Source organism: Pseudoalteromonas sp. A41-2 (genome assembly GCF_015767615.1).
Classification (GTDB): domain Bacteria; phylum Pseudomonadota; class Gammaproteobacteria; order Enterobacterales; family Alteromonadaceae; genus Pseudoalteromonas; species Pseudoalteromonas lipolytica.
In genome coordinates, this window is record NZ_CP065231.1 from 3,106,208 (window position 1) to 3,126,539 (window position 20,332).

Annotated in this window: 16 protein-coding genes; 9 read left to right on the forward strand and 7 right to left on the reverse strand. The window is 42.9% G+C overall.

The annotated features are described in order from the left end of the window. The first annotated feature begins 42 nt into the window (after window positions 1-42). Window positions 43-2,553 (forward strand): penicillin-binding protein 1A, encoded by a 2,511-nt coding sequence (locus IT970_RS14030; protein ID WP_196857428.1) that lies wholly within the window; start codon window positions 43-45, stop codon window positions 2,551-2,553. 85 nt (window positions 2,554-2,638) lie between these two features. Here the strand turns inward: IT970_RS14030 and metL are convergent, their stop codons facing one another. Both metL and metB read right to left on the reverse strand, forming a co-directional pair. After that, on the reverse strand, window positions 2,639-4,984 hold the full coding sequence (metL, locus tag IT970_RS14035; RefSeq protein WP_074989338.1) for a bifunctional aspartate kinase/homoserine dehydrogenase II: 2,346 nt from the start codon (window positions 4,982-4,984) through the stop codon (window positions 2,639-2,641). Between the two features lie 4 nt (window positions 4,985-4,988). After that, entirely contained in the window at window positions 4,989-6,254 is a 1,266-nt protein-coding gene (gene metB / locus IT970_RS14040) for a cystathionine gamma-synthase (protein WP_074989337.1), read from the reverse strand. A gap of 223 nt (window positions 6,255-6,477) precedes the next feature. Between metB and metJ the strand changes: the two genes are divergently transcribed. After that, entirely contained in the window at window positions 6,478-6,798 is a 321-nt protein-coding gene (gene metJ / locus IT970_RS14045; protein WP_036973203.1) for a met regulon transcriptional regulator MetJ, read from the forward strand. A gap of 122 nt (window positions 6,799-6,920) precedes the next feature. On the opposite strand, the gene IT970_RS14050 is transcribed toward metJ, so the two are convergent. After that, window positions 6,921-8,162 carry a malic enzyme-like NAD(P)-binding protein gene (locus tag IT970_RS14050; protein WP_065978294.1) on the reverse strand — a complete coding sequence of 414 codons (1,242 nt, stop codon included), beginning with the start codon at window positions 8,160-8,162 and terminating at the stop codon, window positions 6,921-6,923. A 524-nt stretch (window positions 8,163-8,686) separates the two neighbouring features. Further along, window positions 8,687-8,902 carry a 50S ribosomal protein L31 gene (gene rpmE, locus IT970_RS14055; protein WP_036973208.1) on the reverse strand — a complete coding sequence of 72 codons (216 nt, stop codon included), beginning with the start codon at window positions 8,900-8,902 and terminating at the stop codon, window positions 8,687-8,689. A gap of 246 nt (window positions 8,903-9,148) precedes the next feature. Here rpmE and priA point away from each other — a divergent pair, with 246 nt between their 5' ends. The 5 genes from priA to IT970_RS14080 all read left to right on the forward strand — a co-directional run bounded on the left by priA (window position 9,149) and on the right by IT970_RS14080 (window position 14,270). After that, the gene (gene priA, locus IT970_RS14060; RefSeq protein ID WP_075593951.1) at window positions 9,149-11,329 is read left to right on the forward strand and encodes a primosomal protein N'; all 2,181 of its coding nucleotides are present in this window, start codon (window positions 9,149-9,151) and stop codon (window positions 11,327-11,329) included. A gap of 17 nt (window positions 11,330-11,346) precedes the next feature. Further along, the gene (locus IT970_RS14065; protein WP_065978292.1) at window positions 11,347-11,877 is read left to right on the forward strand and encodes an SPOR domain-containing protein; all 531 of its coding nucleotides are present in this window, start codon (window positions 11,347-11,349) and stop codon (window positions 11,875-11,877) included. An 80-nt stretch (window positions 11,878-11,957) separates the two neighbouring features. Further along, window positions 11,958-12,476, forward strand: coding sequence for an ATP-dependent protease subunit HslV (gene hslV / locus IT970_RS14070; RefSeq protein ID WP_008115012.1), 519 nt, complete (start codon window positions 11,958-11,960; stop codon window positions 12,474-12,476). A gap of 11 nt (window positions 12,477-12,487) precedes the next feature. Then, a complete protein-coding gene (gene hslU, locus IT970_RS14075) occupies window positions 12,488-13,816 on the forward strand; it encodes an HslU--HslV peptidase ATPase subunit (RefSeq protein ID WP_036973213.1) in 1,329 nt (442 codons plus the stop codon). Window positions 13,817-13,895: 79 nt separating this feature from the next. Continuing rightward, window positions 13,896-14,270 carry a gamma-butyrobetaine hydroxylase-like domain-containing protein gene (locus tag IT970_RS14080; protein WP_074989335.1) on the forward strand — a complete coding sequence of 125 codons (375 nt, stop codon included), beginning with the start codon at window positions 13,896-13,898 and terminating at the stop codon, window positions 14,268-14,270. Between the two features lie 73 nt (window positions 14,271-14,343). Here IT970_RS14080 and IT970_RS14085 read toward each other — a convergent pair whose 3' ends face one another. From IT970_RS14085 to IT970_RS14095, 3 genes are all read right to left on the reverse strand, one after another. Then, a complete protein-coding gene (locus tag IT970_RS14085) occupies window positions 14,344-16,224 on the reverse strand; it encodes a methyl-accepting chemotaxis protein (protein WP_196857429.1) in 1,881 nt (626 codons plus the stop codon). A 105-nt stretch (window positions 16,225-16,329) separates the two neighbouring features. Further along, window positions 16,330-17,379, reverse strand: coding sequence for an MJ1255/VC2487 family glycosyltransferase (locus IT970_RS14090; protein WP_036973219.1), 1,050 nt, complete (start codon window positions 17,377-17,379; stop codon window positions 16,330-16,332). Next, window positions 17,376-17,912: a phosphatase PAP2 family protein gene (locus tag IT970_RS14095; RefSeq protein ID WP_075593949.1), complete on the reverse strand. Its 537-nt coding sequence runs from the start codon at window positions 17,910-17,912 to the stop codon at window positions 17,376-17,378. The genes IT970_RS14090 and IT970_RS14095 overlap by 4 nt, the downstream gene beginning before the upstream one ends. Before the next feature lie 241 nt (window positions 17,913-18,153). Between IT970_RS14095 and rraA the strand changes: the two genes are divergently transcribed. Both rraA and IT970_RS14105 read left to right on the forward strand, forming a co-directional pair. Further along, a complete protein-coding gene (gene rraA / locus IT970_RS14100) occupies window positions 18,154-18,654 on the forward strand; it encodes a ribonuclease E activity regulator RraA (protein ID WP_036973221.1) in 501 nt (166 codons plus the stop codon). Between the two features lie 5 nt (window positions 18,655-18,659). Further along, the gene (locus IT970_RS14105) at window positions 18,660-19,709 is read left to right on the forward strand and encodes a formimidoylglutamase (protein WP_075593948.1); all 1,050 of its coding nucleotides are present in this window, start codon (window positions 18,660-18,662) and stop codon (window positions 19,707-19,709) included. Window positions 19,710-20,332 lie beyond the last annotated feature (623 nt).

Consider the following 20,332-nt stretch of genomic DNA (forward strand, 5'->3'; position numbering starts at 1 on the left):
AGTCTCCGATTCTAATTGGGAGTCCATTTAGGGAAAATATAAGTGATTTTATTAAAACGAACTTTACAATTTATTATCATCTGCTCATTTTTAGGACTAATCACTTTAGTCGGTCTATACTATTACGTTAAACCTGATATTCCTAGCGTTCAGGTACTGAAAGACGTTCAATTACAGACACCTATGCAAGTATTTTCTAGAGATGGTTTATTGATTAACCAATTCGGTGAAAAACGCCGCATTCCGGTCACAATCGATGAAATTCCCCAGCCTTTAATCGATGCTATTTTAGCAACTGAAGATAATCGATTTTATGAACATATTGGTATCGACCCTATCGGTATCATCCGCTCAGCCATTGTACTCATATCTACAGGTGAAAAGAAACAAGGCGCAAGTACTATAACAATGCAACTTGCCCGTAACTTCTTCTTAACTCGTGAAAAAGCATACATCCGTAAAGTGAAAGAGATCTTCATTGCTTTGCACATAGAAAGCATATTAAGCAAAGATGAAATTCTCGAATTATATTTAAATAAAATTGAATTAGGTAACCGCGCATTCGGTATAGGTGCTGCTGCACAAGTGTATTACGGTAAAGAACTGAATGAGCTTACACTGCCTCAAATGGCAATGATTGCAGGTCTCCCCAAAGCGCCTTCGGCTTTAAACCCCATTCGTAACCCTGCACGCGCAAAAAGTCGACGAAATGTTGTTCTTGGCCGTATGTTAACCGAAAAATATATTACCCAGAGTGAATACAAAGAAGCCATTAACGCACCAATTACCGCTAAATTTCATGGGGCAGAAATTGAAGTTTATGCACCGTATATCTCTGAAATGGTGCGTGCAGAAATGGTGGCCCGTTACGGCCACGAACGTGCATACAACACAGGTTTTAAAGTATACACCAGTGTTGAGTCTAATATTCAACAAGCAGCCCAAGATGCGCTCGTCGACAATCTACATGCCTACGATATGCGCCATGGATACCGAGGCGCCACCGCGCAGCTTTGGGATAGCAATACTGATAGTCCGCTTAGCGAAGACGCTATTTTAGATAAACTTAAAGATGTAAAAGAGTTTGGCCCTTTACGTGCGGGCGTAGTCACTAATGTTGCTGAGCAATCTGCGCAGGTATTACTAAAAAATGGCGAGCATATAACCCTTGAGTGGGATGGCCTAAAATGGGCACGTAAATACATTACCCGTTATCGCCAAGGTTTTGCACCGAAAACGGCCACCGAAATTCTCAATGCTGGCGAACAAATTTGGCTACGTAAGAATCCAGATGACAGCTATATTTTAAGCCAAGTACCCGAAGCATCAAGCGCCTTAGTATCACTTGACCCTCAAGATGGTCGCATAAAAGCCATTGTGGGAGGGTATAGTTTTGAGCAAAGCCAATATAATCGTGCAGTACAAGCTAAGCGCCAAGTAGGTTCGAATATTAAACCATTTATTTACTCAGCGGCGTTAGAAAATGGCTATACCTTAGCCTCAATATTAAATGATGCCCCCATTAACCAATGGGACAAAAGCCAAGGTGTTGCATGGCGTCCTAAAAATAGCCCAGCAGTTTACAATGGCCCTATTCGTATTCGTCGTGCTTTAGCACAATCTAAAAACGTTATTTCAGTTCGGTTATTACGCGGTGTTGGTTTAGAGCGCACAGCAGATCATTTATTAAAGTTTGGCTTTTTGAATAGCGACATTAACCGCAGTGAGTCGCTGGCATTAGGGAGTGCCTCTATTACGCCTCTTGAGCTTGCACGCGGCATGAGTGCCTTTGCAAATGGAGGGCACTTAATTACGCCTTATTACATCTCTGAAATTCAAGATTCTGCTGGAACAACTTTATATAAAGCCACACCAGAGCTTGCCTGTGATACCCCAGAGCAAAAGGTCACGCCCGATTTTGCAACACTTGATGATAGCCAACTGATGGCCACAGAATTAGAACACAACGCTCAGCCTCGCTGCGCGCCTCGTATCATCTCAAAACAAAATGCTTTCTTAATTTCGCAAGCAATGCACAGCGCAATTTGGGGTGGCGGAAGCTGGGCACATAAAACAGGTTGGAGTGGTACTGGCTGGCGTGCACAAGCGCTTGATCGCCGTGATCTAGCAGGTAAAACCGGAACCACGAATGACTCTGTTGATACATGGTTTAGTGGTTTTAATCGCAATGTACTGACCTCTGTGTGGGTTGGCTTTGATAACCCAGGCAACCCACTGGGTCGTTCAACCTACAACAGTAACCTTGATAAGTCACAAATATCAGGGGCTGAATCAGGCGCAAAAACGGCTCAACCAGCTTGGGTTGATTTTATGCGAGTTGCTTTAGATGGTATGCCTGAGGCACCGATTGAGTTTCCAGAAGGCTTAGTGTCTGTGCGCATTGATTTAGCAACAGGGTTACTGAGCCATAAAAATGATTACACCAGTCGCTTTGAGTACTTTATTAAAGGCACCGCTCCGACGAAGTATGTCCTTGAGCAACCGACTAATGTGTTTGAAGAGTCACTTTCTACAGAGGAAGAGCTGTTCTAAACAGTCTTTAACACCTTTATTAGACTAATAAAAAAGCGCCCATTGGGCGCTTTTTGCTTAGCTATTTAAACTAAGATCAGCAAAATTATTTTAAGTTATTCACTAACCAGTAAAGGTCTGAATGAACTCCCGCAGCAGTCACTTCTTTTCCTGCACCAGGGCCTTGAATGACGAGCGCGTTGTCTGTGTACCACTGCGAATTAATCACAAAAATATTATCACCCGGCTTTAAGCTAGCTAATACATCATCGTGTGCAACATTCACTAAGCCAACGGCTGCTTTCGCTTTACCATCAACGAGCGTAATTGCACCGGTGTAGCGAACAACTTTATTTTCGGCCTGTGCAATGGCAGCCTTTTCTTCGATGAATGCATCAAGCAAATGCCTGTTCGCAAGGAAGTCTTGCCAACTTCCTGTTGCCAGTTCTTCAGGCATCAATGGCGTTAATGCAATGTCATCAAGCTCTAAATCTAACCCTAAATCGCGGGCTAAAATAAGTAACTTGCGCTGCATATCTCGGCCAGATAAATCTTCACGCGGGTCAGGTTCGGTGTAGCCCATTTGCTGCGCTTGTAGCACAAGTTCAGTAAACGGAACGTTACCATCATAGCAACTGCACAACCACGACAGCGTCCCCGAAAAAACCCCTTCTATACGATGAATACTATCACCACTATTTTGTAAGTCTGCCAATGCAAAGTTAATTGGTAAGCCGGCCCCTACACTGGTGTTATAACGCCACAACAAATTACGCTCAGCTAAATTAGAGCGCAATGTTTGATACCAATCATTTGCCGCTGTGCCTGCATATTTATTGGCACTAATTAAATGACAATTAAGCTCAACGAGTGCTGGGTATAATTGGCTAAACGCTTCACTGGCGGTGATATCAATCACCACTTTGTGTTCGTAATCAAGTTCGCTAATACGTGTTAGCAGTGTTTCTTTATCGTAGTGTTGGGCTTCACTTTGCCACTGCGCTTGCCACGTTTCTGTGTTCAAGCCACTGGCACTAAATAGCATTTGTTTTGAGCGTAATAATGCCACGACTTTAATCTGGTAATGAGCTGATAACCTAACAAACTGAGCCTGTAACTGTGATAGAAAGACTTCACCAACATTACCCAGCCCAGCCACGATAATAGCCAGTTCTTGACCCTTGTTGACCAATTTATCATGCAACAGGGTCAGTACATCGCTGTCTATAGCTTGATCGTTTAGTAGCAACACATACTGCTGATCTTGTTGTACAAAGCGTGGATGAATACTTTGCTCTTTAAGGAGCGAAATTGCTTGTTCAGCTAACTGGCTCACATCGCTACTTGGTGCCACAACCGCGCAGCCGCTTAAATTAGATTCAACAATATTAGCCCGCCCAGCAAGGTGACTCACCACTTGATGAGTACTGTGCCCTGGTACCAGCAAATAGGTATCACCTTCTTTCACAAAATGATGCAAACTGTGCTGAATTAGCTGACTCAGCTCCCCCACTTCACCTGTGCTTAGCGTATCAACACGCAGTAAATCGATATTATCTAAGGTCGTAATAAAACGCTTCGCCTTGCTATACCCTTCTTTTACAACCTCAGTTGGGCTGGCATCACAATCAAAGCTACTTCTTACAACAAGTTTAATGTCGCTGTCTTTAAGCGGTGATAAGGTTTTTGCATGTAAAACAGGGTTACCTAAGCGAGCCAATAAATTAGCTTGCTCTCGGCACACTTTTGCGTATTTAACGGCGTTTTTCACCTTACGAGGGTCTGTACTGAATACACCTTGGGTATCAGTCCAAATAGACACTTGCTTGGCAAAGGTATAGCTTGCTAACAAGGTCGCACTGTAGTCACTGCCATTACGACCCAGTGTTACCGTCTTACCCTGACAATCTGCAGCGATAAAGCCTGTCACCACATTGATCTTTACTTTACTGATCGCATCGGTGCATTGCTGTTGATTCTTTTGATGCAATAGTTGGCCATCATTTAATGTAAATAACTGCCGTGCATCCACATCCTGTGCTGCCACACCCAGCTGATTTAGATAGCCCGCTAATAAACGCGCAGACCATACTTCTCCATGTGCTAGCAACACGGCTTCTTGTAGTTGCTGTTTAGCAATAAGTATATTTAATAGCGCCAGCTCATCTTTTAATTGTGCCAATGCCTGCTGCTTGTTTTTTGCTACTAACAGCTGCTCTATTAAGGCGCGCTGATTATTATCAATCAGCAATAAAATATCACTAACCGCTTGGTTATCTTGCTGTTGATAACTTTGCCAAAGTTTTACCAAGGTGTCGGTTGTTTTGCCCGATGCAGACACCACCACACAATCACCTTGCTGCGTATTTGCTAAAACAATATTTGCCACAGCATGATAACGCTCTGCAGAGCTTAAGCTTGAGCCACCAAATTTATGAACAATATTTACCATTTTTCTACCACAATGCCGTATGTGCTGGCGTTAACTTAAAAGTGCTGCTTTGTTGCGTATTGGCTTGCGTGTGCGTTTGCTTCGCGTTGCTCTGAGTGGCTTGCTGCCCCTGACCTGGTTTAACTAAATTGAAAACACGGTCTAAATCGGCAATTAAATCTTTTACATCCTCAATGCCAACAGAGATACGAATTAACGTATCACCCACCCCTGCTTCTAAGCGAGCTTTTGCCTCCATTCCAGCATGAGTCATGGTCGCAGGGTGACAAATTAAACTCTCAACGCCCCCCAATGATTCGGCTAAGCTAAACTCTTTAAGGCCTGTTAGAAAAGCCGCAGCATCATTAATGTCGCCTTTAATATCAAAACTCACCATGCCACCAAAACCGCGTTGCTGTGCTTTAGCGAGCGCATGCTGAGGATGAGAAGCGAGACCGGGATAATATACTTGGCTCACAAACGGTGAATCTTCTAAATATTCTGCAATTGCAAACGCATTCTCTTGGTGCTGTTTTAAACGCACATTTAAAGTGCGTAAACCACGCAGAGTAAGATAACTATCAAACGGTGCACCCGTAATACCAATATTATTTGCCCACCAAGCCAGTTCATCACCCAACTCTTGCGTTGCTGCAATAACAGCACCGCCAACCACATCAGAGTGACCGTTAATGTATTTAGTCGTTGAATGCACGACTATATCAACACCAAACTCAATCGGGTTTTGCAAGGCCGGCGATAAAAACGTGTTATCAGCCGCAACAAGTGCACCGGATTGTTTAGCAATGGCGGTAATCGCTTTAATATCTGTTAGGCGTAAAATGGGGTTACTGGGTGTTTCAATCCAGATCAGTTTAGGTTTTATCGCTAAGATTTCTTGGTGATTTTCAGCTTTTGTTAAATCAAGCACTTTTAGTTTCAGTAAACCGCGCTTCTCTAATGAGGTAAATAAACGATAGCTACCGCCGTAACAGTCATGTGGAATAACCAAGGTATCATCGCTATTCAAAAGCTGTGTCGTTAAGTGAACAGCCGCCATGCCTGTCGCAGTAATAATGCCTTTAGCTCCGCCCTCTAGTTCAGCGAGTGTTTCGGCTAAAATATCACGGTTAGGGTTACCACTGCGGCCATAGTCATATTGGCGCTTAGTATCAAAATCAGCGAACGAATAAGTGGTTGATAAGTAAATTGGTGGAACGACTGCACCGTGGTGTTTATCGGCTTCAATGCCATGACGAACAGCAATCGTCGCTTTATTTTTTTCACTCATTTCATCACCTACTTAGAATTGGATGTTTAGACGTCTAAAAGGTTAGATGATCAAATATGAGAAGTCAAAGCATTTATCGCCATTACATAGAAGTTTATACATTTACACGACTAGATGGCTAAATAACTAGTATTTGACTATCTTTTTTAAAGCGATAGAATTTCCGCATCTTGCGCTGTGGATAAGGCGTAAACAACTGACAACCGAGGCAACGAAACAACTTATGGCTAAATGGAACGGTGAATACATTCACCCATATGCAGAACACGGTAAAAAATCAGAGCAAGTAAAAAAAATTACCGTATCAATTCCGCTGAACGTATTAAAAGTATTAACTGATGAGCGCACGCGTCGTCAGATTAATAATCTTCGTCATGCCACTAACAGTGAGCTACTGTGCGAAGCCTTTTTACACGCTTTTACAGGTCAACCATTACCGAATGATGACGACCTTCGTAAAGATAACCCTGAAAAAGTACCTGAAGAAGTAAAAAGAATTATGCAAGAAATGGGGTTAGATATCCCCGTACTTGATTCAGAGTAAATATTTCGGCCACCGGATCGTAGCCGATTTCTCAGACATAAAAAAACTCAGCCTTGGCTGAGTTTTTTATTTGCAGTTAGTTATACCTACCCGCTTAATCAAACGAATAGGTACCTAATTATTTAACGCATGTAGTTTTCTGGCATGTCAATTTGCGCCACACCAGACTCAACGGCTGCTTCTGCAACAGCACGTGCAATACGTGGTAATAAGCGTGGGTCCATTGGTTTTGGAATAATGTACTCAGCACCAAACTCAAGTGAATCAACACCCGACGCCTTAAGCACTTCGTTAGGCACAGGCTCTTTCGCAATACTACGAATAGCATGCACCGCTGCAATTTTCATTTCATCATTGATTGATGTCGCACGCACATCAAGCGCACCGCGGAAAATGAATGGGAAACACAATACATTATTAACCTGATTAGGGTAATCAGAACGCCCTGTTGCCATAATTAAATCATTACGTGCACCGTGTGCAACAGCTGGCGCGATTTCTGGATCAGGGTTTGAACATGCAAAAACCACCGGCTTATCTGCCATCAGTTTTAAATCTTCAGCGGTTAATAAGTTAGGGCCAGATACACCAACAAATACATCAGCATCGGCTATCACATCTTGCAAAGTGCGCTTATCGGTATTGTTAGCAAATAGCAATTTATACTCGTTTAAGTCATCTCGACGTGTATGGATCACGCCTTTGCGGTCAAGCATATAAATGTGCTCACGCAATGCACCACATTTAATAAGTAGTTCCATACATGCAACCGCTGCTGCACCGGCACCTAAACACACGATAATCGCGTCTTCGATATCTTTACCCTGTACTTCAAGCGCATTTAGCATGCCTGCTGCTGTTACGATTGCAGTACCATGTTGGTCATCGTGGAAAACAGGGATGCTACAACGCTCAATAAGCGCTTTTTCAATTTCGAAACACTCTGGCGCTTTAATATCTTCTAGGTTGATACCACCAAACGTATCGGCAATATTTGCAACAGTATTAATGAAGTCTTCTGTCGTGCGGTGTTTTACTTCGATATCTATCGAGTCTAAACCTGCAAAGCGTTTAAATAAAAGTGCTTTACCTTCCATCACAGGTTTTGATGCAAGCGGACCTAAATTGCCTAAGCCTAAAATTGCGGTACCGTTTGAAATAACCGCAACCATATTACCTTTGCCGGTGTATTTATAGGCATTTGCTGGATCGGCTGCTATCTCACGGACGGGCTCTGCGACACCTGGACTATATGCTAGAGCGAGATCATTAACCGTTTCTGCTGGTTTAGTTAGTTCTACACTAATTTTACCTGGAACGGGGTGAGCGTGGTAATGTAATGCTTGTTCACGAAAATCTGACATAACGCGATAGTATCCTGCAATAAGTTAAAAAGTGAGAGGGCTTGCATCTGTACGATACCTGTAATATATAAAAATTCCAAGTATTATCAGGTCTATCCTGTTATATGCTATATCGCTTAATTTTAAAGGATTTCCCAACAATTTCTGCACATAGTTTTAATTCACAACAGATAAAAATTCATCTATTTGTGGCCATTTAAGCACCTGTTTTTGTATTTTATAGGCACGAACACAGCAAATAACCGAAACTTAGCAAAATGAGCAACTTTAACGAACTTAACAGCATTTATAGGTGAAGTTCATATAAATTGTTACTTTTTACAACTTTTGGAATCATTTATATCATTCAAAATATAGCGAAGGGATCACTATTTGTCTGCATTATTAGCGATATATTGGGCATAACAAGCAGAAATAGTTATGCACATAAAGCGTGTAGGCATGGGATATAAAAAAGAATGGTTCTGAATTTCAGGCATAAAAAAAGCACCCAAAGGGTACTTCTTTCAACTAAACAGCAGATATTACTTCTTGCTGCTAAGTGCACCGAAGCGCTTGTTGAAACGATCAACACGGCCGCCAGTGTCTAAAATCTTTTGCTTACCAGTGTAAAACGGGTGACACTCAGAACATACGTCTAAGTGGATGTCTTTACATAAAGTAGAGCTAGTTTCGAATTTGTTACCACATGAACAAGTTGCAGTGATAGCTTCGTACTTAGGGTGAATACCTTCTTTCATAGGAACCTCTAGTTAAGGCCGCATCGCTCTCCAAACCCGAAGTCTGGCACCATACGTCGTTAATACAATTAATAGGTCGCGTATTTTATAGCTCAAGCAGCCTCTCGACAAGCTTTAAATTCATCTTTAGCTAAAAAAATAAACAAGTCATCAAACGTTCAGTATTTGTTGGTAGGTTTTTAGCACTAATTTTAGTACATTAGCAACACACGCTATTTTTTCTATTCTTAATTCAGTTGAGTTGTTATGCACTTTGTAGAAGTTGCCATAAAAGTCCCTTTACAGCGTACCTTCGATTATAAAGTTGAGCAGCTGCTACATAGCCCTGAGCTGCGAGTAGGCATGCGTGTGCGTGTGCCTTTTGGCTCTCAAAAAAAGATAGCAGTCGTACTGGCAATCAAAACCAGTACCGATGTACCCGAAGATAAAATTAAAGCCATTATTGATGTTATAGACGATGCCCCTATTTTATCTGAGCAACACTTAGCACTGCTAAAATTTACTGCTCGCTATTACTGCTACCCACTTGGTGAAACAATTCATACAGCGCTTCCAGCGGCACTACGCCAAGGTGAATGCCCAGACAAAACCAGTATAAATATGGTTGAACTCACCGACAAAGGTGCAAAATTACCTTCACTCAAAGCAAAAACACAACTTAATTTGCTGAAGCAGCTAGCGCAGTCAGGCAAGTCATCTTTAACCGAATTAAAAGCACTCGGCTTTAATAAAAAAACCATTGATAGCTTGCTCGAAAAAGAACTCATTAAACAGTTTATCGAACATGATAACCAATGGCAGCAACGCGCCCCAACAATTGGCAGTAAACCAACCCTAAACAAAGAACAAGCCGTTGCATGCACAACGATTAATCAAGCAAGTGGGTTCACCTGTTTTTTACTTGAAGGCGTTACCGGCAGTGGTAAAACAGAAGTGTATTTACAGTGCCTTGAAGAGGTTCTAAAAAAAGGCCAGCAAGCACTGGTGTTAGTGCCCGAAATTGGGCTAACACCACAAACCGTTAATCGTTTTCGCCGTCGCTTTCCCGATACCCCTATTATGCTTTGGCATTCAGCATTAACCGACAACGAGCGCTTGCAAACATGGCGTTTCTGCGAAAAAGGCAGCTGCGCCATTGTTATCGGCACCCGTTCGAGTATTTTCTTACCTTTTTTATCACTTGGTATGATCATTGTTGATGAAGAGCACGACAGCTCGTTTAAGCAACAAGATACGCTGCGTTATCATGCTCGCGATTTAGCAGCCTACAGAGCTTATCAACAGCAAATACCCTTGATACTAGGTAGCGCAACTCCCGCTCTCGAAACGTTACATAAAGCAATAAATAACAAGTACCAACTATTGAGCTTAACGGAGCGTGCGCAAACCAGCACTGATAACCAATTTCACTTAATGGATATGAAAGGCCAACCCGAACAAGCCGGTATTGCCCATGCAAGTTTGGCCTATATGCGTCAACATCTTGAGCGCGGCAAGCAAGTCATGGTGTTTTTAAATCGACGCGGCTTTTCTCCCACACTCATATGTCATGAGTGTGGCTGGTTAAGTGAGTGCTCACGTTGCAGTACCAGTGCCACATTCCACAAAGCAATTGGACAAATGATCTGCCATCATTGCTCCGAGCAGCATGCAGTGCCCCATCAATGCCCCGATTGTGGCAGCACACAGATTTTTCCTAATGGTAAAGGCACGGAACAAATTGAAGAGTTTTTAGCAGAAACTTTCCCTGATATACCCATTAGCCGCATTGACCGAGATTCAACTCGTCGTAAAGGCAGCTTAGAAAAAGCCCTCGACGACATAAATCAAGGGGGGGCGCGTATTTTGGTGGGCACGCAAATGCTTGCGAAAGGCCATCATTTTGCCGATGTCAGTTTAGTGCTTATTTTAGATGTTGATAGTGGTTTGTACTCGTGTGATTTTCGCGCTACAGAACATTTAGCACAGCTTGTCACTCAGGTTGCAGGCCGTGCAGGACGCAGTGGTGAACCGGGACAAGTACTGTTACAAACTCACTTTCCTGAGCACCCACTATTGCAAGATTTAGTGAATAATGGCTATCAAGATTTTGCGCGCTATGCCCTTGCAGAACGAGAAGATGCTCAGCTCCCCCCCATAACAAACATGGCAATTGTGCGTGCCGAAGGACATAACATAAATCAAGTCATGGATTTTTTAACTGATTTGGTTCCTGTCCAGAACATATCTGGTATACAATTGCTCGGACCGATCCCTGCGCCATTGGAGCGTGTAGCAGGTAAATATCGGTTTCAGTTACATATTCAAGCGCTGGAGCGCTCCCACTTACACCAATATTTAGCGCAAATGGTTGACTATATAAGCACCAGTAAATTAGCGCAAAAGGTGCGTTGGAGCTTAGACGTTGATCCAATAGATATGATTTAAAGGCCAATAAAAAAGTCATGGCACAACACGATTACATAAATAAAAAACCATCAAATCGAAATAATAAAAAACAAGCCCCGGCAAAAAAGCCGTTCCCTATTGTTCTTGTCTTTGTCGCCCTTATTTTGCTGGGTGGGTTTGGGTATGGTTTATGGTATATCAAACATAATGCCGATCCTGAACTTGTTGAGCAGCAAGCTAATCCAACAAAATCAGAAGAAGAAAAGGTTATTCCAAAACCGAAACCACCCGAGTTTATTAAAGAAATAAAAGAACACGAAATTCAGGTTGAAGTAAAAGAGATTGAGCAAAAAGGCCCTTATGTAATGCAATGCGGCTCTTTTAGAACGCTGGAACAAGCTCAAACCTTAAAAGCGAAGATTGCATTTGCAGGCTTAGTGTCTGAAGTTAAACGCGTAGAAGGCAGTAATGGCATTTGGTATAAAGTGCGTTTAGGCCCTTACGAAACCAAACGTCTGGCAGAAAGCGACAAAAACAAACTCAAGCGCATTAAAATAATGGGCTGTGGAATTTGGCTTTGGACTTGATTTTAGCTCATTCACCCATATAAACACCTCATCAATCGCTTTTTACGAGCGGCTTCGCCGCTCGATGATGAGGAATAATCATGACTACTATTGTAAGTGTTCGCCGCGACGACAAGGTCGTTATTGGTGGCGATGGCCAGGTTTCACTTGGTAACACCGTAATGAAGGGCAACGCCCGCAAAGTTCGACGTCTTTATAATGGCAAAGTAATCGCTGGTTTTGCTGGCGGTACTGCTGATGCCTTCACCCTTTTCGAACGCTTTGAAAGCAAACTAGAAATGCACCAAGGTAACCTCACCAAGGCCGCAGTAGAAATGGCCAAAGATTGGCGAAGTGACCGCGCACTCAGAAAGCTTGAAGCGCTACTGGCCGTTGCTGACGAAACCGCCTCGTTGATCATCACCGGTAATGGTGACGTAGTACAACCAGAGAACGACCTTATCGCCATTGGCAGTGGTGGTAACTTCGCACAATCTGCTGCGACAGCCCTGCTTGAAAATACCGACCTAAGTGCCCGTGAAATTGTAGAGAAAAGCCTAACAATTGCAGGCAACATCTGTGTATTCACGAATAATTTCCAAACTATTGAAGAATTGTAATAGGAACTGCCATGTCTGAGATGACTCCAAGAGAAATCGTTCACGAGCTTGATCAACACATTATTGGCCAAGCAAAAGCTAAAAAAGCAGTTTCAATCGCACTGCGTAATCGCTGGCGTCGCATGCAGCTTAGCGACGAATTACGCGCTGAGGTTACGCCAAAAAATATCTTAATGATTGGCCCTACCGGTGTCGGTAAAACCGAAATTGCACGTCGCCTTGCTAAACTAGCTAATGCGCCTTTCATTAAAGTCGAAGCAACAAAATTCACTGAAGTGGGTTATGTTGGTAAAGAAGTTGAGACGATCATTCGTGATCTAGTTGATATCTCAATCAAAATGACCCGTGAACAACAAACCAAAAAATTCAAGCACCGAGCTGAAGAAGCGGCAGAAGAGCGTATTCTCGACGCCCTACTACCACCAGCACGTGATACGTTTGGTGAATCACGTTCTGATGAAAACTCTTCGACACGTCAGTCGTTCCGTAAAAAGTTACGTGAAGGCCAATTAGACGATAAAGAAATCGATATTGATGTTGCACAAGCACAGCCTAACGTTGAGATCATGGCTCCGCCTGGTATGGAAGAAATGACCAACCAGTTACAAAGCATGTTCCAAAACATGGGCGGTGATAAGCGCAGTAAGCGCAAGCTGAAAATCAAAGAAGCTTTCAAGCTATTAGTTGAAGAAGAAGCCGCTAAACTTGTTAACCCTGAAGAGTTAAAAGAGCAAGCTATCTTTGCTGTAGAGCAAAACGGCATCGTATTTATCGACGAAATCGATAAAATCTGTAAGCGTGGCGAAGCGTCAGGCCCAGATGTAAGCCGCGAAGGTGTTCAACGCGATTTACTGCCATTAATCGAAGGCTCAACAGTGAGCACTAAACACGGTATGGTTAAGACTGACCACATGTTATTTATTGCATCTGGTGCATTCCAAATGGCAAAACCGTCAGACATGATCCCAGAGCTACAAGGTCGTTTACCGATTCGCGTAGAGCTAGAAGCGTTAACCGCCGATGACTTTAAACGTATCCTTACAGAGCCACATGCATCGCTTACAGAGCAGCAACGCGAACTGTTGAAAACAGAGCAGGTTAACGTTGATTTCACTGAAGACGCAATTGAGCGTATTGCTAAAGCCGCATGGCAAGTAAACGAAAAAACCGAAAACATCGGTGCACGTCGCTTACACACTGTGATGGAAAAGCTAATGGAAGAAATTTCATTCGATGCTTCTGAAAAAGCGGGTTCAACGCTCACAATTGATGCTAATTACGTCGAGCAGCACCTAGGCGCATTGGTTGAAGACGAAGATTTAAGTCGCTTTATTCTTTAATCACTAAATTATCGTTATAATTAAAAGCCTCCTGTTGGAGGCTTTTTTGTTAGCTTAAAAATCAATGATAGGGTTTACTATGAAAGAAGTGACGAAAGTGCATTATCACAGCGTAAGCAAAGTACTAGACGTTTACTTTGACGATGAGTCGAGTGCTTGCTTTAGTGCAGAGTTCTTACGTGTTCACTCACCCTCAGCCGAAGTACAAGGCCATGGTAATGAGCCCATGAAGCTGGTACTAAATAAGCACCAAGTAAGCATTAGCAAAATTGAGCCAGTTGGTCATTATGCGCTTCGTTTAGTATTTAGCGATAATCACAACAGCGGCTTATACAGCTGGCATTATTTAGCCGATTTACAGGCTAATAAAGACTCACTTTGGCAACAATACCAAACCCGTGTCCATGAGCACGAAGCGAATAAAGACAGCGTACCAATAAAGTTTGTACCTTAGTTTTATTAGCGCCACCTAAAACAAAAAAGCGCGACAAAATTGCGCGCTTTTAAATTTATCTGTTACTGAATCCCTACACTTTAAACTTATCAATTGCTTGGTACAGCACGCGAGCCTGCTCAGAGACTTCCTCGCTGGTTTGTGCATTAGTGACTGCATGTCCAGAGGCTTGTTGAGCAATATCTCGAATACGCACCACGTTTTTGTTAACCTCAGAAGCCACCTGACTTTGCTCGTCAATCGCCGTCGCAATGTGCGTACTCATATCCATAATCGTTTGCACGTCTTCAGTGATAGAGCGTAGTAACTCACCTGCTTTCGTTGCCTGAGCGGCACTTTCGCCACCTTGATTACGGCACTGCTGCATAATACTGACAACTTCTCGGGTACGCCCTTGCAAGGTCGTAATAATGCTTTCAATTTCTTGAGTTGAGTCTTGTGTACGTTGTGCAAGCGAGCGAACTTCGTCAGCAACCACAGCAAAACCGCGTCCCTGTTCACCGGCCCTCGCCGCTTCGATTGCAGCATTCAGTGCGAGTAAATTCGTTTGTTCAGCAATGCCACGGATCACATCAAGCACCGAGCCAATCGTTTCGGCATCTTTTTCTAATTGCGACACAACACTCGAAGCATTTCCAAGCGATTCAGATAAATGATTAATCTGTACGACCGTTGACTCAACTTCTGAGCGACCTTGTTGGGCACTTAAATTGGTTGACTCTGCTTTTTTAGCCGCGGCTTCGGTATTATGCGAAATGTCTTGAATGGTTGCCTGCATTTCAGTTGCAGCAGTTGCAACCATATCGGCTTCATGCAGTTGCTCTTGCATACCCGAACTGGTTGCTGATGTGGTTTCTGATAAATGTTCAGTCGCGATATTAAGCGTACTCAGTGCCGTGTTAACTTCGTAAATCAGCTTTTTAAAATCACCAATTAAGCTGTTAAAATCAACCGTCATAATCGTCACTTCGTCTTTGCCCGACTGCTCAATCGAAATACTTAAATCGTTACTACGACGAATCTCATTAATTGTATGGTATACACGCTCAATAGGCTGAATAATTGAACGGCTGGTAAAGTAAACCAAAATCATCACAACAGCACTTGCAATAATAAACACCATTAAAGCAATTAACTGTGCTTGCGACGCGCTTGATTCAACAAATGTTTTTGTCTCATCGGTCAGTTCTGAAACAATGGCATCACTCATCTCAACGCTTTGTTTCATTTTACCCAAGGCACCCGAATCTAAGTCTAGACCGAGTAAGACTTGTGCATCGACGAGTGCTTTAAATTTAGTTTGATAGGTTGTTAAAAGAGCCAGTAATTGACTTTCGTAGTTACCATCAAGCTCAGCTACTTTAATGGCGGACTCAAAATCAGCGACTAATTCATCAAACTTGGTCAGATATTTTGTGTCAAATCGCAGCATAAAATCTTTTTCGGCGCGGCGTAACTGCAACATGTAAGTGAGTAAACGGTAATCTTCGCGCTCACTTAATAGTGTTTCGACTTGATGCACAGCATTACGCAAATCACCATAAAGCGCATCTTTTGGGTGTAAACCTATTTGTTTTTGTAACTCTACAACGCTGTTAAAATCATCGTAGTACACTTTAGCTAGACGTCTAAACTCGCCTAACTTATCTGTGTTCATCGATAAATCGTTTAGCAATTCATCTAATCGCGCCATTTTTGTTTTAAGTTGTGTGTACTCATTTTCAAATAAGCTAAGGCTGTTTACATCTTTGTAAAACAGAAAGTTTTTCTCATGCTTACGCATAGAAAGCTCATGAATATCAAGCTCCTCCGCGTTTTGAATTGTCTCATTGAGTTTTAGCATCGTGCGAGACTCAAAGATAATGACACATAGCATCACAATCATTGCAAGACCAACAACTAACGCGTTTAATTGTAAACGACGTTTTATAGTTAAGTTTTGTAATACATTCATTCAGAGCGCCCTATAGATACATGCATATAAGAGTATAGCTAAACTATTTAAAGCAGCTAATAAAAGTAGCTAATGTTGCCGGGCATTGTCGTTGATACGAATGGTTTAAACAATAACTTTTTTTTCAATATCAACCTGTTGCCACAAGTGGTAGTGCAATTTATCTAGTTGTTGCCATTGTCTTTTTTGTAACCAGTCAACCAAAGGAGCCGGATCGCTAGGAAAATTCAGTTTTCTGTTTTGTGCTGATTGCAGCCAGTCATCCATGGCATAGGGATTTAAATAGCTCATGACATGCGCCGCCCCCATTGACAATAAAGTCTGTGCATTTATGCCTTGCTCAAATTGCTTACCAAGCGGCTTTAACAGCAGCTTTTTACCCAATTGCAAGGCCTCACTGGCCAGTTCAAATCCAGCATTTCCTATCACTCCCCCCGCATTGGCAAGATCATTTAAAAAACCGACGCGTGATGGTGATCTTAAGTGAATATTTCCAATTGATGAGTTTTCTGCATCAGGGTGGTAGCAATAGAATTCGCGCTCGGGAAAGTCTTTTAGGTAGTCGACTACACTGTCTAAGTTTTCGAATGGTAAATAAACTAACACCTTATTTTCAACCATGACAGGATTATTATGCTGATGAGCCGCAATAAACGGAGGAATAATATTTTTTGCATAAGGTTGCCAATGCACACCTAAATAAACATTAGCGGGCGCATAATGACGAATTAACGCTCTTCTGAAAAATGAGCGACCAAACATCGGCACTTTATCTGACAAAAATGCCGCCTGATGACTCATACCAATAACCGGCACCCCCTGCTGTTTAGCCGCCCATGCTGTGATCGGCTCAAAATCATTAAACACCAAATCATAGTGACGTAAATCAAGGCTTTTTATATCTTTGATTAACTGCAATGGCCGAGCATTTTTGAGTGTTTTTAAGCTATCAACTTGCCCCGATTTACTGGTAAACGATAAACCACGAAACGCTCGGTAGTTAGCAAATTCATCCATATCGAAGTAATCGTGCTCACGGCGGCCCGAAAACACATAATCAACATCGACACCTAATGCATTGAATGTTGTTGCCATAACCCGAGCACGTGTTATGTGACCATTCCCTGTACCTTGAATACCGTACAAAATTCTCATATATATTCCACCACCATCACAGCAAGCACAGCACAACTCGACCCTATCACCGCACCAACAATCACATCGGCTGGATAATGCACGCCCACGACAACCCGTGAAGCCGCAACGCCTGCCGCCCAGATAAACCACACAGCCATAAAAGCAGGGAAGTACATCGTTAAAATAGTCGCAACAACAAACGCACCAGCACTGTGCCCCGAGGGCAAACTAAACTTATCACTGGGCACCAGGTAAGCCCCTTGCACTAAACAATCACAAGGCCTGACTCGAGCAATGCGTTTTTTAGCCATAAAATAAATGGGTCGCTCTATAGCAAAGCCAACCAACAGGCTCAAGGCAAACTGCTGGAAATGTAATTGTTCGCTGAACCACCAAAACCCCACAAATAACATCAGGTATAGCCCACCATCGCCGGTTTTTGATAGACCGATTGCTGAGCGTCTAAGCCAATTAGGCGATGCATCGTTAAATACGCTTAAAAACAACTGTTCATCCACTTTTGCTAACTTCGTCAGTATGTTATTTGCCATGGCCAAGCTCCTTGTCATACTTTGTGTCTGTTTTTAATACAAACATGACCTCTTTATAAGAGGGCTACTCATCTCAGCTTAGGTGTTAAAAATAACAATTAGGTGACGCTTTTGAGACACTAATGTTGCGGTGACTTGATTCCTTTGATTTAAAGTAATAAACACGTATTAAGTCGTTGTTATTGAGTTGTATCAGGGTATACTGAGTACTAAACAGACAGTCTCTTTAGAGGATGAAAAAATGGATTACAGCACTTCTGATTTATGCGACCACTTTGCCGATGTGGTTGATGTGCTCGAACCTATGTTTATCAATTTTGGTGGACGCCCAAGTTTCAGTGGTCGAGTTAGAACCGTAAAATGTTTTGAGAACAATGAGCTGATCCGCGAAATATTATCAACCGATGGTACCGACAGCGTACTGTTAATTGATGGTGGTGGTTCAACCCGCCGCGCACTAATTGATATTGAGCTGGCTGAAATCGCATTAGAAAATAACTGGCAAGGTATCATTGTATATGGTGCTATTCGCCATGTTGATGACCTTGAAGAATTAGATTTAGGCATTCAAGCAATTGCGTCTATTCCTGTTGCTGCCGACAGTGAAGGAGCCGGTGAAGACGGCATTGGCGTTAACTTTGCGGGTGTCTCATTCTTTGATGGTGACTTTGTTTACGCTGATAGCACCGGCATTATATTATCTGCTGATGAATTAGAGTTCGACGTAATAGAAGAAGACTAAACTCGGTGACTGACTACCTTAAAATTTATGATGAAGCGGCGGTTAAACATTTATGTGTCCGCCGCGCCAACGAACAGAAAGCGTGGCAAGCCCTCGCCCTCCTCGATACACACACAAACGCACCTCAAGCCCTTATCGATGCAAAACAATTCGGCATTCGCTATGTACTCGTTGGCGTGTGTGAAGATATTGGTCCCCGTGCTAATTTAGGCAATGGCGGTTCGCATCAAGCATGGCAAGCTTTTTTAAAGCGCTTTCTTAATCAAACTCATAATCAATTTCTAAATCATGAACGCGTGTTATTACTCGGCGAAGTGGAACTTGATGATATAAACCAGCAAGCCGCTCACCTCGATAACAAAAACGACGCTGACTTAGCTCAGCTGCGCCAACTTTGCGCAGATATCGACACCCGCGTTGAACGCGTACTGGCGATGATCTTTGCCGCAGGTTTAGAACCTATTGTCATTGGTGGGGGCCATAATAACTGCTTAGGAATTTTACGTGCGTTAAGTAAACACCACGCTAAGCCTGTTAATGCCATTAACTTAGACCCACATGCAGATTTTAGAGAGTGTGAAGGTCGCCACAGTGGTAACGGCTTCAGGTACGCCTATTCTGAAAGTCACCTTGCGCAATATCATGTAATCGGTTTGCACGAATTTAAAAATAACCAAGCAATTCTGAATGCTCTCAAAGATGCGAACTTCTTGTTTGATAGCTACCAAGATATTCAAGTGCGTCGCACTATCGACCTTTCAACGGCCTGCAAACAGGCGCTTGCCCGCTTTGACAGCGCCCCCCTTGGCGTGGAAGTAGACCTCGATAGTATTTCACTCATGCCGGTAAGCGCCTACACAAACTGTGGTTTTAGTGTCAGTGATGCTGAGCATTTTGTGCATTTAGCTGCTAGGCATGTTCATGCCAGCTACCTGCATTTATGTGAAGGTGCACCATCGCAACACCCAGTAGGGTTAGAGGCAGGAATAAACGATGCTGGGCAAATCATTACCGCATTAGTTAATGCTTACTTGCAAGCAAGAGAAAGCCTGTAATAAAACGCGCCAAAAGCCGGGTGAGTAACCTCGTTTTTAGACGCCATGCTTGCATGGCGCGTTTGCGCGAAATGAATTTAACGCCTACATTAGCTCGTATCTCGCTTTTCGTAACTCGTTACTTATGACCCTTTCACGGCTAAAGCCCTTCCTACAAGTGATACACTTCACACGTGGGAGGCGTTTTAACGCCGAAAAGCAAACCTGTTCAACGGTATTAAACAACCATCTCGATTTAGCTTTACTAGCTCCTATCTCGCCTTTCGTAACTCGTTGCTTGTAACCCATTCACGCGAAATAAATTTCACGCCTACAAGTGATACACATCACACACGTGGGAGGCGTTTTAACGCCGAAAAAGCAAACCTTTTCAGCGGCATTAAACAACCATCTCGATTTAGCTGTACTAGCTCGTATCTCGCTTTTCGTAACTCGTTGCTTACACCCCTTTCACGCCTACATTAAACCGTAGGCGTTATGCTTGCATGGCGCGTTTGCGCAGCAACATCTTTTATAAGATTCACGGCTAAAGCCCCTCCTACAAGAGATACACACTTCACACGTGGGAGGTGTTTTAACGCCGAAAAAGTAAAGCTATTCAACGACATTAAACAACCTTCACG

Excerpts from the sequence above, each read along its gene's own strand:
- metL (WP_074989338.1), bottom strand. The coding sequence starts at position 4,984 with ATGGTAAATATTGTTCATAAATTTGGTGGCTCAAGCTTAAGCTCTGCA.
- metB (WP_074989337.1), bottom strand. The coding sequence starts at position 6,254 with ATGAGTGAAAAAAATAAAGCGACGATTGCTGTTCGTCATGGCATTGAA.
- metJ (WP_036973203.1), top strand. The coding sequence starts at position 6,478 with ATGGCTAAATGGAACGGTGAATACATTCACCCATATGCAGAACACGGT.
- IT970_RS14050 (WP_065978294.1), bottom strand. The coding sequence starts at position 8,162 with ATGTCAGATTTTCGTGAACAAGCATTACATTACCACGCTCACCCCGTT.
- rpmE (WP_036973208.1), bottom strand. The coding sequence starts at position 8,902 with ATGAAAGAAGGTATTCACCCTAAGTACGAAGCTATCACTGCAACTTGT.
- priA (WP_075593951.1), top strand. The coding sequence starts at position 9,149 with ATGCACTTTGTAGAAGTTGCCATAAAAGTCCCTTTACAGCGTACCTTC.
- IT970_RS14065 (WP_065978292.1), top strand. The coding sequence starts at position 11,347 with ATGGCACAACACGATTACATAAATAAAAAACCATCAAATCGAAATAAT.
- hslV (WP_008115012.1), top strand. The coding sequence starts at position 11,958 with ATGACTACTATTGTAAGTGTTCGCCGCGACGACAAGGTCGTTATTGGT.
- hslU (WP_036973213.1), top strand. The coding sequence starts at position 12,488 with ATGTCTGAGATGACTCCAAGAGAAATCGTTCACGAGCTTGATCAACAC.
- IT970_RS14080 (WP_074989335.1), top strand. The coding sequence starts at position 13,896 with ATGAAAGAAGTGACGAAAGTGCATTATCACAGCGTAAGCAAAGTACTA.
- IT970_RS14085 (WP_196857429.1), bottom strand. The coding sequence starts at position 16,224 with ATGAATGTATTACAAAACTTAACTATAAAACGTCGTTTACAATTAAAC.
- IT970_RS14090 (WP_036973219.1), bottom strand. The coding sequence starts at position 17,379 with ATGAGAATTTTGTACGGTATTCAAGGTACAGGGAATGGTCACATAACA.
- IT970_RS14095 (WP_075593949.1), bottom strand. The coding sequence starts at position 17,912 with ATGGCAAATAACATACTGACGAAGTTAGCAAAAGTGGATGAACAGTTG.
- rraA (WP_036973221.1), top strand. The coding sequence starts at position 18,154 with ATGGATTACAGCACTTCTGATTTATGCGACCACTTTGCCGATGTGGTT.